Annotated in this window: 14 protein-coding genes; all 14 read right to left on the minus strand. The window is 40.3% G+C overall.

The annotated features are described in order from the left end of the window. Positions 1-56 precede the first annotated feature (56 nt). The 14 genes from AU255_RS11715 to AU255_RS11780 all read right to left on the minus strand — a co-directional run bounded on the left by AU255_RS11715 (position 57) and on the right by AU255_RS11780 (position 13,206). Positions 57-1,532 carry a lipase maturation factor family protein gene (locus AU255_RS11715; protein ID WP_080523025.1) on the minus strand — a complete coding sequence of 492 codons (1,476 nt, stop codon included), beginning with the start codon at positions 1,530-1,532 and terminating at the stop codon, positions 57-59. Positions 1,533-1,593: 61 nt separating this feature from the next. Next, positions 1,594-1,974: a hypothetical protein gene (locus AU255_RS11720; RefSeq protein WP_080523026.1), complete on the minus strand. Its 381-nt coding sequence runs from the start codon at positions 1,972-1,974 to the stop codon at positions 1,594-1,596. A gap of 346 nt (positions 1,975-2,320) precedes the next feature. Beyond that, complete coding sequence (locus AU255_RS11725) at positions 2,321-2,557, minus strand: PA3496 family putative envelope integrity protein (protein WP_080523027.1); 237 nt, start codon at positions 2,555-2,557, stop codon at positions 2,321-2,323. A 164-nt stretch (positions 2,558-2,721) separates the two neighbouring features. Beyond that, entirely contained in the window at positions 2,722-3,612 is an 891-nt protein-coding gene (locus tag AU255_RS11730; RefSeq protein ID WP_080523028.1) for a carbon-nitrogen hydrolase family protein, read from the minus strand. Beyond that, complete coding sequence (locus tag AU255_RS11735; RefSeq protein WP_080523029.1) at positions 3,609-4,205, minus strand: GNAT family N-acetyltransferase; 597 nt, start codon at positions 4,203-4,205, stop codon at positions 3,609-3,611. Before AU255_RS11735 ends, AU255_RS11730 begins: the two co-directional genes overlap by 4 nt. Positions 4,206-4,217: 12 nt before the next feature. Beyond that, on the minus strand, positions 4,218-4,625 hold the full coding sequence (locus AU255_RS11740; RefSeq protein ID WP_080523030.1) for a ketosteroid isomerase-related protein: 408 nt from the start codon (positions 4,623-4,625) through the stop codon (positions 4,218-4,220). A 40-nt stretch (positions 4,626-4,665) separates the two neighbouring features. After that, complete coding sequence (gene speB, locus AU255_RS11745) at positions 4,666-5,544, minus strand: agmatinase (RefSeq protein ID WP_080523031.1); 879 nt, start codon at positions 5,542-5,544, stop codon at positions 4,666-4,668. After that, positions 5,544-6,710 (minus strand): carboxynorspermidine decarboxylase, encoded by a 1,167-nt coding sequence (nspC, locus tag AU255_RS11750; protein ID WP_080523032.1) that lies wholly within the window; start codon positions 6,708-6,710, stop codon positions 5,544-5,546. Before nspC ends, speB begins: the two co-directional genes overlap by 1 nt. Positions 6,711-6,714: 4 nt before the next feature. Continuing rightward, complete coding sequence (locus AU255_RS11755; RefSeq protein WP_080523033.1) at positions 6,715-7,914, minus strand: saccharopine dehydrogenase family protein; 1,200 nt, start codon at positions 7,912-7,914, stop codon at positions 6,715-6,717. Positions 7,915-7,928: 14 nt separating this feature from the next. After that, complete coding sequence (gene speA / locus AU255_RS11760) at positions 7,929-9,872, minus strand: biosynthetic arginine decarboxylase (RefSeq protein WP_080523034.1); 1,944 nt, start codon at positions 9,870-9,872, stop codon at positions 7,929-7,931. A 664-nt stretch (positions 9,873-10,536) separates the two neighbouring features. Beyond that, positions 10,537-11,577, minus strand: coding sequence for an MJ1255/VC2487 family glycosyltransferase (locus AU255_RS11765; protein ID WP_080523035.1), 1,041 nt, complete (start codon positions 11,575-11,577; stop codon positions 10,537-10,539). After that, on the minus strand, positions 11,574-12,098 hold the full coding sequence (locus AU255_RS11770) for a phosphatase PAP2 family protein (RefSeq protein WP_080523036.1): 525 nt from the start codon (positions 12,096-12,098) through the stop codon (positions 11,574-11,576). Before AU255_RS11770 ends, AU255_RS11765 begins: the two co-directional genes overlap by 4 nt. A 458-nt stretch (positions 12,099-12,556) precedes the next feature. Continuing rightward, entirely contained in the window at positions 12,557-12,970 is a 414-nt protein-coding gene (locus AU255_RS11775) for a type II toxin-antitoxin system VapC family toxin (RefSeq protein WP_080523037.1), read from the minus strand. Continuing rightward, on the minus strand, positions 12,970-13,206 hold the full coding sequence (locus AU255_RS11780; protein WP_080523038.1) for an antitoxin: 237 nt from the start codon (positions 13,204-13,206) through the stop codon (positions 12,970-12,972). Before AU255_RS11780 ends, AU255_RS11775 begins: the two co-directional genes overlap by 1 nt. Positions 13,207-13,239: the final 33 nt, after the last annotated feature.

Here is a 13,239-nt window from a genome sequence, read left to right on the forward strand (position 1 = left end):
CTCGGTGTGGTGAAAATTTTAACTATTTTTATGTAGCCTAAAATACCTTAGGCAAGTTACCTGCGCTCCTGAAATACCTGGCTGTTGATGCTGCTCACAGGCCAGTATATGCCCTGATATTGACGTTGCCAGATTTGTCCGTTGTTTTCTCTCTGCTCTAAAGAAGTGTACGAATAGTGATACAGTAAAGCCCGGATATATCTTGGCGGTTTATCCGCAAACGGGTTTTCATCCAGCAATGATAAAACCTCCGGAGAGCCTTGCAATAATTTATTTACCAAACTGTCAAACCAGGAACCTTTGCGCGGTGGACCCAACGCGGCAAACCACATTTGCCAATCCAGCCGCGGTTGATGTGGAATATTCCAGCCTAGCTCACGATTTAATTTTCCCGGTTTATATTTGAATTCATAATCTAACCAATACTGCCCATCATTAGATCCTTGCACAATAATTTCATTGCGCTTTGTAGTCATCACCGCAAAAGGTCCGTAATTATTGACTAAAGAAAATGTAGAAATCGTTCCAAGTAATGATTTCATTGGGCCAAACAAAGGCATGCGGGCATGATATAGCCAGATCTGACTGGCACATAACAATATAACCAGACTACCCCATATTCCTGCAACGGTGTGCGCAATATAACCCGGCACGACTTTTTTCTGCTGAATAAACGCGCTTAGCTGATGCGGCAATATTTTCTCAACGTCCCGATCCTCCAGCAAAAACAGACACAGCAAAATCACTAGTATATTGAAAAAGTTATAATTGCCCGTCAGTATAATGCTCCCCTGAAGCAGGATAAATGAGCAGCACGCAAAAAGCCGAAAGGGTCTTGGCAAAAAGACAAAAAATGGCACAACCAGCTCAATAAAAAACACCCCGCCTACACTGACTTTATGCAACCAGTCCGGCAAATGATGAGCGTAATAAGCAACAGGTGTGGGTAAAGGCTGGGTTTCATAATGAAATTTTAAAGCGTTCAGATTTGCCCAGTTCGGATCACCACTCGCAATTTTCACCACGCCGCTCATAAACATAAATCGTGCGAGTAAAAAGCGCAATAAAAGGATAATAATACTTGAGCCCCAGGTAAGGAAAATGGCTAAAAAACCTACCTCAAGTAATAATACATCCCATTGGAAATGCGTAAAATCCTGACCAACGTTAACAATCGACAAATACAATACATAACAAACAATTAACGCAGCCCGTGTAAATACGTTTAACAACAGCAGGCAGGCTGCGGCCATGCCCGCATAACAGATAAAACTAAGCATAGTATCAGCAGCATTTATCCAGAAAACTGTCGGCGTATGCCAAAATCTCTGCTGCTGATAAAACTGTTCAATCAATGTTAAATGCCTGTTGACAGGCAATAGACCATTCGCACCTATTAACCCTTCTATTTGTACCGAAATGGAAACAAAGGCAGAGAAATAGACTAATGCCAGACCTCGCAAAAATACCCAGCCAGGTATAATAGAGTTTGAACTGTATCGATTCCAGTATATTTCAGAAAATAGCTGCATACCAGAATCGGTACAAGACTAGAATATTTTTCTGTACATGCAAACTTAAGTAATAAAGTTCCTAATCTTCAATCTTCAGCAACCAGCCATCGCTTCCTTTACAACCATTTGTAGCTTTCGCATCAATTTCGACTCGTGCAAAAGTGTCTTGCAGGGAGGCGGGAAGCTTTCCTGAAACGGAGTAGCCATTGTTTACTTTATTAATAGTGATTTCTACAGGCTGTTTTTTTACACTGACTTCAATACTGTCTGGATTGGTCGAGGTTGAAGTCTGAAATGAAAACTCGGATTGTGCTGCTACGACAGCCATGTGGGGTGGAGTGAATTGGGTGAATTTAGGCTTGTTACAAGCCTTTTTACTACTACTGCTACTCCCATAAGCTAATAAGTTACTACTGAATACGGCAAGTATAAAGACAGTCATAAATTTAATAGTGTTCATAAGCTAGCTCCAAAATTGAATTTAAATTACGACTTTCACTATACTCTTTTTTTAACTGCCTATATAAAATTATACTTACTGCGGTGTCAGTGTTAGCGTTTTTTATTGGCTTATCAATATCAAAAAATACCTGAAGTACCAAATGAAATATGACATTGATAAGGCCAAACGACGAAGCAAAAAACTAGTTTTGATATTAAATACACGGCGTCGTTTTAGTATCAAACTATAAGTAAATCCGGACTTTCCCGTATGATCTCGCTAAGCATCATAACTTATCAATAGTACTTAGCTTTTGAAAACAGATTCACATATAAAGCCACTCTCGATAAATTTACAACTCATTTTAAAAATCATCAAAACTGGAATAATTTAACTCTTCTCTGAGTCGTTTCTTTTCCATATACATGTCAATCTTTCTTCTGGCAGCAAACTTTTTTGAGGCTCTTTCATCCTCCATCGCATATTGCATATATTCGTTCACTGATGTATCAATAATATCATCATCGGAGGAGTCATCAGTTTCACTAAATTGATGTTTAACAGCAGCCTTTGATGTATGTTTGGATGACGTTTTATTCATGTCTATCAACCCTGGATTCAATTAAGTAAGTGAATTTCATTTTTAATCGAAAAATAATCTTTTGTAAAGAAAAAAATAACAAATTCAGCAATAAATGACTGTGCTTTTATCTGCGATTTGCATATATTTACCTGGTATGATTATCAAGCAAAAAGCAGAGCATTTTATCTCTGCGATGCATTAAAAAATTTAAATTGGTCAGGCCAATCACGATAATTAAATACCTGCCCCGTTGTTCTGATATTAGCAATGCTATTCAGGTCAAGATCTGCATATACCCATTGAACCTGGTTTAATTGACCGATTGCTAAAACACCATCATCAGGAAAGCCATAATCAACGGGAGTATAAACAGCAGCCGCACCAATGTTAGTATCTACGGCTTCTGACCAGAGTGCATTTCCTACAGTCGGTGATTGAACTACGTAACATTGATTTTCCAGAGCACGCGCCTGACAGCCGATACGAACGCGATGGTAACCTGCCAAGGTGTCCGTGCAACTGGGAACCAGGATTAAATTAGCGCCCATTTCAACTTGTTTGCGGGCAATCATCGGAAATTCGCTGTCATAACAGACGTTAATCCCAATGTTGCCAAAACATGTAGCAAATACTTTTATCTCTTCACCAGAGCTGATAAACCATTGTTCATTTTCAAATCGAGTCATTTGCAGCTTGTCTTGAAAATCAACAGTCCCATCGGGTTTAAAAAAATAAGCGCGATTTCGATATCTGTTATCTTTTAGCTTGACCGGAAAGGTACCGGGTTGCAGATAAACATTGTGCTGTATAGCCAGTTGTTTAAACAGGCTTAAAAAGTCTTCATGCAAATCCTGCATGGCGTCTAGTTGCTTGTCTAAACTTTGAATGATATCAGCAGAAAAAAGTGAAACCAGCTCCATACTGCCATATTCGGGAAATAATAAAATTTCACTCCCCTGGTTGACTGCTTCATTTACCCAATGATTTATTTTTTTTACATATTGCTGCCAGTTTTGCAATCGAGTAATATCATATTGCGCAGTTGCCAACCTGACTTTATCCGTTACTGTCATACTTTTTTTAACCAGAAAATCATGGCTTTTGATGTTTCCTCTGACTGATCTAAATCTTTCCAGGCATAATGAGTAACGAGCTCAGGATGTTTACTATAACCTCTTTTATTCCAGAATTTATCCAGAGGCACGTAATCAAGAGGACGCAAGGGATGATCATCAGCGCGTTGTACACAACAAAAACTAAAATACTCAAAGCCGCCTAGTTCTCGTGCATGGTTTTCGCGTTCTGCAAAAAAACGTACGCCCAGGCCTAAGCCGCGATATTGTTTTTTTAACACTGACTCTGCACAATAGAACACTTTCTTAGGGTCGTAACCATGCGTAACAAAGGGCTGCATAAATTCCTCCGATTCATATTGCATGGGAATACCAGTTGATGCGCCAATGATTTTGTCGCCATCCAATGCCAATACGATAACCGCTTGTTGACAACGAATATAGGTCTGCAGATAGTTTTCTTCGTAGGCAAGGTTGCCATCATATAAATAAGGAAAATCTCTAAAGACTTCTATACGTAATTGAGCAAGATCAGGAATATATTGTTCTAAAGCCTGACCAGAGCAACGCAGAATGCTAACTTCCCGGGACATAGCGACTCCTTTTTATTTAGCGACTTGCGCAATCCAGTCTTCTAGATTGTAATAATTGCTGATTCGTGCCACTTTATTGTCACGAATATCAAAAAAAGCACCTGCCGGCAGGCGATATGTTTGTCCATTAGCTTCAGGCAAACCTTCGTCTGTTTTTAAGTATTCACCCAAAACAACAAATTCAGCTGCTGCACGAGTGCCATCCTGGTTAGTCATAATAACCATATCGACGAGCTGTTCTTTATAGTGTGTGTTCATGCGCTGCATAAACTGTGCAAACGCTGCTTTCCCGGTTTCACGTCCACCCTGATTGATGTCGTGGATGACATCATCAGTAAGCAGACCTAAAAATGTATCCATATCACCCGCATTGAAGGCAGCGTAATATTGTTTAATAAGATTTTCTGTTTGATTATTCATGCTAGTTAAATATTTTATGGGTTTATGAGTGATGGAGATGCTATTTCAATCGAGTACGTTGAACTATGCCCATCATTTTATAAGTTAATAAGGCCGCAGCGAAGTCGTAGGCATGAAAACCTTTAATGGGCGCAAATTCCATAATATCAAAGCCGATAATTTCGCGCTGCTTTGCCACTGATTCAAAAAGACTCAGGGTTTGATACCAGCCTAAACCACCTGGAACAGGAGTTCCCGTAGAAGGAAAAACGGCAGGATCCATACCATCAATATCGAGGGTAAAAAATACTTTTTCCGGGAAGTCATCGGGCAATCGTAACGTCTGAATATTATTGGGTACTAATTCGTCGGCATCTTGATACAGTACTTTAAATTCTTTGCGTATCGCGATTTCTTCTTCACAAAAAGCACGTATGCCCAGTTGATAGAGGGGAATCCCCATATCTACTGCGCGTTTCATTACCGAAGCATGGCTGAATGGGTCGCCTTCATAGGCTTCTCGTAAATCGGCATGCGCATCCACCTGAACAATACCGAAATCTTCTATACCCGCTGCTTTTAGGCCTTTCAAGACACCATAAGTGACCGTGTGTTCACCGCCAAAAACGACTGGTAAGGCTTTGTGCTTAATAATTTGTTGTGTTGCTGTAGCGATATCCTCGAGAACCTGCTCAGGTGGCACACTACAATCTATGGTCTCACAGGTATAGATACCCTCAGCGCAGGGTTTACTGCGGCCATCCCATTGCTCCAGTTGCCAGGATGCATCCAGTATGGCAGCTGGGCCTAATGATGTTCCACCGCCATAAGAGACCGTTTTTTCATAAGGTACGGGCAATACATGAAACAAGGCTTGCTCAGGCGCTGGCTGTTCAATTTCGGAGCCTAGAAAAATAGGGTACTTGAGTGTTTTATTCATTAAGACAGCCTGTTTTTAAAATTTTCATAACTGAATTGTTTAACAATACGCAAAGCATCTGTTGCAGAATTCCACAGGGCAATCGCCGGTAATCGGGTGCCATTAAAGGTCGTCGTTTTGACCATGGTGTAATGTGCCATATCTTCAAAAATGAGTCGTTGTCCAATCCCTAAAGGGTGATTAAAACTATAATCGCCAATAACATCCCCCGCCAGACAGGTTAATCCACCAAGCCGATAGCTGTAAGGTAGTTTATTAATTTCGTCGGCACCACTGATATCAGGACGATAAGGCATTTCCAGTGTATCTGGCATATGACAAGTAGCGGAGGTATCAAGAATAGCCTGATCAAGCTGATTCCAGGTAATATCCAGAACCTCGCAACTGAGAATACCCGTACCAATTGCAATCGCTTCACCGGGTTCCAGATAGACCTGTACATGATGCCGCGCAGAAAAATCCTGTATCAGTGCGATTAAGCTATCAACCTGATAGCCAGGCGCAGTAATATGATGTCCTCCACCAAAGTTAACCCATTGCATTTGAGCCAATAAATGACCAAATTTTTCTTCCACCGCTTTTAAAGTACGCTGCAAGGGCTCAAAACCTTGTTCGCATAAGGTGTGAAAATGCAAGCCACTAATGCCTTCCAATAAAGACTCATCCAGTTGTGCAAGCGTAATTCCCAGTCTAGATCCGGGCGCACAAGGATCATAAATGGGGACTGCACCTTCTGAATGCTCTGGATTGATGCGTAAACCAAAATTCAGTTCAGGGCGTTTAGCTTTAGCGGCTTTACACAGGGGCTTAAATCGTTGCCATTGATGACAAGAATTAAACACAATATGGTGAGCAAACTCCAGTAACTCACGCAAGTCTGCTTCACTATAAGCAGCAGAAAAAACATGAACTTCACAGCCGTAATACTCGTGTCCCAATTTTGCTTCATACAAACCACTCGCACAAGTACCGCTTAAATATTGTGCTGTCAGTGGCGCCAGACTCCACATGGAAAACGCCTTAAGCGCGGCTAGAACCTTGGCGCCACTTTGGTCGGCAACGTGCTTCAGTATTTTAAGATTACGCTCGACTGCCACTTCGTCTACCACAAAGCAGGGCGAAGGTAATCTGCTAAGATCCAGTTTGGAAAAATCAGTAAATTGCATTTATTTATGGGTCTAGATTAAAGTCGTCCAGTTCGATGACTTGCCACGGTAAGCCGTATTTGTTCATATCATCAAGGAATGGATCAGGATCAAACTGTTCAATATTCCAGACACCTGGTTTTTTCCATTTGCCTTCCAGTATCATTTTTGCACCAATCATAGCAGGCACACCGGTGGTATAAGAGATTGCCTGCGACTGTACTTCTTTATAACAATCCTGGTGATCTTTAATATTATAAAGATAAACAATTTTTTCTTTGCCATCTTTGATGCCGCGAACCACACAGCCAATACAGGTTTTTCCTTTGGTTCTTGGACCTAATGAAGCTGGATCAGGCAATAACCTGGCGAGTAACTGAATCGGCACAATTTGCTGGCCGTTATATTCAATTGGTTCGATACCTGTCATGCCGACATTGCCCAACACTTCTAAATGCTTTAGATAATTATCGGAAAAGCTCATCCAGAACTGTGCCCGTTTAAGCGTTGGGAAATGCTTGCTTAAGGACTCCAGTTCTTCATGGTACATACGATAGATATTGTAGGTACCAACGCCGTCAGGGCAGGTAAATGATGCTTTTTTAGACATCGCAGGCGTGGTGATAAATTCACCCTCCTCCCAATGCCTGCATTCTGCGGTAACTTCGCGAATATTAATTTCGGGGTTGAAGTTAGTAGCAAAAGGATAACCATGATCACCGCCATTGACATCGATAATATCCAGCTCATGGATTTCATCAAAATAATGTTTGGCCAAATAGGCGGTAAAGACATTAGTGGCACCTGGATCAAAGCCACTGCCTAATAATGCAGTTAAACCGGCTTTTTCAAATTTATCCTGATATGCCCATTGCCATGAATATTCAAACTTGGCGGTTTCTAATGGTTCATAATTAGCCGTATCCATATAATCAACACCTGCTTCCAGGCAGGCATCCATAATAGTTAAATCCTGATACGGCAAAGCCACATTAATGACTAATTCAGGTTGCTCTTTTTTAAGCAAAGCAACTAACTCCGGTACGTTGTCCGCATCAACCTGCGCAGTACGAATTTTACCGCCTAACTGTTCAGCAATGGCTTTACATTTTGCTTCTGTTCGACTAGCGAGGATAATCTCACTGAATACTTCCGGTAACTGCGCGCATTTATGGGTAACAACGCCACCAACGCCACCAGCGCCAATAATCATTATTTTTGACATAGTGTTTCCTTAATTTAACGTTCGAAATAAGTAGAGCCCTGCAGATTTTCGCGAAAAGCCAGGAGCATTTTTTGGCGCATCGCAACGGTTATCTTGCCTTCTCTAACGGCTCGTTCTGCAATTCGTCGAAATTGCTCTTGCATTTCTTTAGGCTCGTATTCCACATAACTGAGAACATCTGCAATGCTGTCTCCATGAAATTCACGCACGAACTCAAAGCTGCCATCCTCATTGATATGCACACTCACTACATTGGTATCGCCAAATAGATTATGTAAATCACCTAAGGTTTCCTGATATGCCCCGACCAGAAATACACCTAAATAATATTCCTCATGTTCTCGTAATGGATGCAATTTTAATGTATTGACAGTACCCTCCGGACTGGAGAAATGATCGATTTTTCCATCACAATCACATGTCATATCGGCTATTACAGCATCGCGTGTAGGCTCTTCATTCAATCGATGAATAGGCATGACCGGGAAAATTTGATCAAGCGCCCATATATCAGGGAGTGACTGAAATAAACTGAAATTTCCGTAATAAATATCCGACAGTAATTCAGGCAAATCTTCCAGCTCATGCGAAATTCGTTTAGCTTCAGGTAATAATTCAGCAATGCGATCCAGTATCGCCAGATTAATATTTTCCGCAAGTGCCCGCTCTCTAAGAGTCGCCTGACCACGATGAAATAACTCACGCACTTCATCTCGATAGTATATAGAGTCGTTGTAACATTCTTGTATATTATTGAGTTTAACCGTCTTTAATACGCTAAATAAATTCTGCAATAAATCATGACTTCCTTCAGGCAAGGATTCTGGCAACAAACCTGGTTTATGATCACGCACGTCAAGAATGTTAAACAATAGCATTGAAGAATAAGCAACCAAGGCACGTCCAGACTCGGTCACGATGACGGGATGAGAGATACCTAATGGATCAAAACACTCCTGTATGGTTTCAACGATATTGATACAGTACTCATCGAGCTGATAATTCATGCTATGAGTACTATTGGATTGGCTACCTTCATAATCGACAGCCAGTCCCCCGCCGAGATCGAGATACCCCATAGGCGCACCTTCTGCAATCAAACCGCGATAAAACTGACACGCCTCTAAAACACCGCTACGAATATTACGTATATTAGGGATCTGTGAACCTAAATGACTATGCAGCATTTGCAGACAATGCAACATATTAGCCTGTTTTAGTTGCTCGATCACAGTTAGCAAGGCATTCGTTGACAGGCCAAAAATAGAACGGTCACCACTGTCTTCATTCCAGTGACCTTCAACCATAGAGGCTAATTTTAAACGCACTCCGATTAAAGGTTCTATCTCCAAAGCCTTACTTCTTGCCAATATAATAGGCAATTCAGCCGGAGTTTCCAGCACAAAGAAACAGGGTATACCCATTTGCCTGGCATACAAACCTAAATCAACAAAAGCTGCATCCTTATAACCATTACAAATAATTAAACTTTCATGGTTTTGCAGTTGTGAAAGCGCAATGATAAGTTCTGCTTTGCTGCCAGCTTCCAGACCATGATGATAATGACTGCCATACCGTGCAATCTCTTTAATAACATGACACTGTTGATTAACTTTAATAGGAAAAACGCCACGATAGTGATTTTTATAATCGGCATTTTTGATGGCTGATGCAAAGGCATCATTTAACGCTTTAATACGTTGGTCTAATAGATTTTCAATGCGCAACACAGTTGGCATATCCAACCCGCGCTCTTTCATCCCTTCAACTATTTTAATTAATGGAACCGAAACTTTTTTACCATTACTCTCAACAGTAGTAATGACTTCACCTTGTTCGGAAATATTAAAATAATTGACACCCCATTCCTGAATACCATATAGCTGAGCACTTTTTTCAGCACTCCATGAAGATGGGGTTTGATCTTTAACTTTAGAAGATGATTTACTGCCTTTCATAGAAAAATATCCTGCGCAATCATCTTTTTAACAGACGAGTTCATTTACAAAACAGCGAACTATATTGCCTTTTGAATATTTTGTAAATTAAAAAATGATGTTATCCGTGTAATTAACCTACACAGCTGTGCAAATAGAAATTTCATCGGCATACTAGCCTGCTAATGCCGAGTCATATTGGTATAACTTAAGGTATTCCTCTTTTAATGCCGCGGAGAAATTTAAGAGAGATTAATCAGTGTTTTGAAACGCATAGTGTATAAACAACAAGATACTTTAAGCTATTCCACCGATATGATTTTCATAGCGATAGCCTATCAGCTGGCTATATAGAACTACTTACCAAGGAACGTGCATGAATAAAAATCAGTGATGGGAAAAGCAATAGTGTGCCCATCAAGCTACCTCAGATAGACTGATAGCTGTACTATATAAAGATGGGCACAAAAAAGACCTTTGCCCATCCTACATGTTGCTCATATTATTTTGTGCATGTTCCAAAATACAGTAGTCCAAGGCAGGTACGTATTTTCCCACGTTATTATTTGCCATTGCTTGCAACATATCAATTAAGGGCAAATAATCTGTCAGCGTCTTGAACTACATAATTCTGCAAATGCAGAAATAAAAAGCAAGAAAATGATCTCGTCTATATCAGTGTGAATTAAATCTCAATCTGCAGTACATCCACACCTTCCCAGACTTGCTCGGTAAATTCTTTATCCATTTTAGGCATACCCTCTTTCATCCAGTCAACAATAACGCGAGCAATATTAGGATAAGTAATATGCACCGCATGATTATGATGCAACCACTCTTCAATAATATCAGGTTGCATATCATTCATAGTATGCCCATAGCCTAGTTGCTTTAAAGCGGCAGCATTAGATATTTGCTCCATCTGTGAATGTAACGGTTTAGCTAGAATTTTCTTGCCTAATTGCAAGGCTTCACTGGCAAGTTCAAAGCCGGCATTACTTATAATCCCCGCACAATCATATACATCTTTTTTAAACCCCTCTCTAGATAAGGGGTGACTAGTGATATGCGCATATTTGCTAACCACAGGAACTGGAGAATAAAGATGAAAGTGAAAATTTTCAAAGGGACATAAATGCTTGATGACTTCCTGCTGATTTTCAAAGGGCAAATAGACAACTATTGTATTTTTTTTAATTTCCCCTGGAAAATCAGGCGTTTCAATTATGGGCGGCAAAATAGGCTGACCAAAATGATGCCAGTGTAAACCTACTCCAGTATTGGCAGGTGCAAAATTCTTCATGACCAGCTCTGCAATTGGATCAGAACCGGTGCGTGGAATATCATGCTCAAAAGCATATTGATGACCAATACCCAACACCTTTACTTTTTGCATCCTGGCCGCCCAGGCAGTGACTGGTTCAAAATCGCTAATAACCAGGTCATAGGAGGATAAATCCAGACCTTTAACATCTTTAATAAAAGTAATAGGCTTCGCTTCAAAGACAGACTTAATGTAATTCACCTGCCCTTTACCAGTATTGAATGTCAGCCCCTCTTTATGCTGATAACCATTAAAAACCTGCATATCAAAAAATTGGTCACTAGGGCGACCAGTAAACTGATAGGTGACATCAAAACCGGCCGCAGCTAATTCCTTAGCCATCACTCGTGCGCGAGTAATATGTCCATTTCCTGTACCCTGAACTCCATAAAATATTTTCATAAAATTAATTGATTTAAGCTGTAAATAGCGACACTAACACCAAGAATCATTCCAACCAGAGTATCCGTTGGAAAATGCACGCCAAGCACAACACGAGAAAACCCGACTAGCGCGGCCCAGAATAATAAAGGAAATAATAAAACAGGGATAAAAAAACCAGATATGCTGGCTACCATAAAAGCCGCTGAGGTATGCCCTGAAGGAAAGCTAAATTGATCAGAAGGTATAACCAGACTATGAAAGTCTTTTATAGCGGCTTGTGGGCGGTTACGTTTAAAGCTATTTTTAAGCACATAATATAATGGCCTTTCAATAAAAAATGCAAGCAGCAATACTTGTAAAAAAGGGCTATTCCAGCCTTCCTTAACATACAACACCGTCATTAATAGCAAATATAAATAACCGTCCCCCGTTCGGGAAATATAACGTGCGGCAATAACCAGATTTTTATAGAAACCTGCGTTGATTAGTCGGGTGAATATAAACACATCACATTTGTGCACAGAATAGATCAGTTTCATTTTTTCTTACCCCTTATAAAAACTTACACGTTATTTAATGCAATCTCTTAAATCTTTTTATTATTAAACGCAAAGGATAGTTATCTTGTGTGACAAAATGATGAAGCTTATTTGAAGTTTTTATGACAAACCATATTTGGAGAGCACATAGAAGGATATAACAGAAAAATCATACGATCTTCTTCACCTTTATATATCTTCATGTACATCATCTCTCGAGGTAACCTGATAGAGAGCACCAGGAATTCAAGTCTGAAAAGTCTAGGCATGTTATCAACTGTAGCAATTGTCAGTTCAGGATCTGGTCCCGCGCGACTCAACTAGACGCGCTTCGAAGATAACCCCGATTTCTTACAGAGTATTTTTAGAGACTATATAAATATTTCGGTGGGCAGCGATGGATAACATACGTCCGATTACGCTACGCTAATCGGACCTACCGTGCTACTTCCGTGTATTCAGACATGGAGCCAGTTTTCCACTGTTAAATTTTTAACCCGCCTAAATTCACGCTCATTTACCGTGATAACGGTTAGACCTAAAGATTGAGCATGAGCCGCAATCAATAAATCATGCTGGCCAATGATTAAACCCCGTTTTTCAAGATCAACCCGAATAGCGGCATAAACCTCATCAACCGACGCTTCTAATGCCAAGATGGGTAAACTGTTTAAAACCTGCTCAACATTGAATGATAATTTAGCGGATTGTTTTTTAGCTGCACCATAGCGTAACTCACACGCCACGATAATACTGGTACAACACTCATTTTCCACACCCAATACGTTGATTTTTTCTGCAACCCTACCCGCCGGGTTCTTAATTAACTCAGAAAGAATATTGGTATCCAGCAAATAACGATACTCAGCCATCAGAAAATATCTTCAGGTTCTATGGGTAAATCAATAAACTCAGGAAAATCTTCATCAACAGGGGATAAAGTCGCTAACATGGCAGTTAAGCTTTTTTTCCTGACGGGCTCAATAATTAACTTATCCCCCTCTTTATGAATAATGGCTTCTGTGCCCTCTAATTCAAATTCTTTGGGAATCCGTATGGCCTGATTACGCCCATTTCTAAATAAACTAACGTGTCGTTCACTGTGCATTTTGTCTACCCCCTAAAATAATAGCATATGCCA

The sequence above is a fragment of the Methyloprofundus sedimenti genome (genome assembly GCF_002072955.1).
GTDB lineage: Bacteria > Pseudomonadota > Gammaproteobacteria > Methylococcales > Methylomonadaceae > Methyloprofundus > Methyloprofundus sedimenti.

Coding starts and splice junctions, on each gene's coding strand:
- AU255_RS11715 (WP_080523025.1), bottom strand. CDS start 1,532: ATGCAGCTATTTTCTGAAATATACTGGAATCGATACAGTTCAAACTCT.
- AU255_RS11720 (WP_080523026.1), bottom strand. CDS start 1,974: ATGAACACTATTAAATTTATGACTGTCTTTATACTTGCCGTATTCAGT.
- AU255_RS11725 (WP_080523027.1), bottom strand. CDS start 2,557: ATGAATAAAACGTCATCCAAACATACATCAAAGGCTGCTGTTAAACAT.
- AU255_RS11730 (WP_080523028.1), bottom strand. CDS start 3,612: ATGACAGTAACGGATAAAGTCAGGTTGGCAACTGCGCAATATGATATT.
- AU255_RS11735 (WP_080523029.1), bottom strand. CDS start 4,205: ATGTCCCGGGAAGTTAGCATTCTGCGTTGCTCTGGTCAGGCTTTAGAA.
- AU255_RS11740 (WP_080523030.1), bottom strand. CDS start 4,625: ATGAATAATCAAACAGAAAATCTTATTAAACAATATTACGCTGCCTTC.
- speB (WP_080523031.1), bottom strand. CDS start 5,544: ATGAATAAAACACTCAAGTACCCTATTTTTCTAGGCTCCGAAATTGAA.
- nspC (WP_080523032.1), bottom strand. CDS start 6,710: ATGCAATTTACTGATTTTTCCAAACTGGATCTTAGCAGATTACCTTCG.
- AU255_RS11755 (WP_080523033.1), bottom strand. CDS start 7,914: ATGTCAAAAATAATGATTATTGGCGCTGGTGGCGTTGGTGGCGTTGTT.
- speA (WP_080523034.1), bottom strand. CDS start 9,872: ATGAAAGGCAGTAAATCATCTTCTAAAGTTAAAGATCAAACCCCATCT.
- AU255_RS11765 (WP_080523035.1), bottom strand. CDS start 11,577: ATGAAAATATTTTATGGAGTTCAGGGTACAGGAAATGGACATATTACT.
- AU255_RS11770 (WP_080523036.1), bottom strand. CDS start 12,098: ATGAAACTGATCTATTCTGTGCACAAATGTGATGTGTTTATATTCACC.
- AU255_RS11775 (WP_080523037.1), bottom strand. CDS start 12,970: ATGGCTGAGTATCGTTATTTGCTGGATACCAATATTCTTTCTGAGTTA.
- AU255_RS11780 (WP_080523038.1), bottom strand. CDS start 13,206: ATGCACAGTGAACGACACGTTAGTTTATTTAGAAATGGGCGTAATCAG.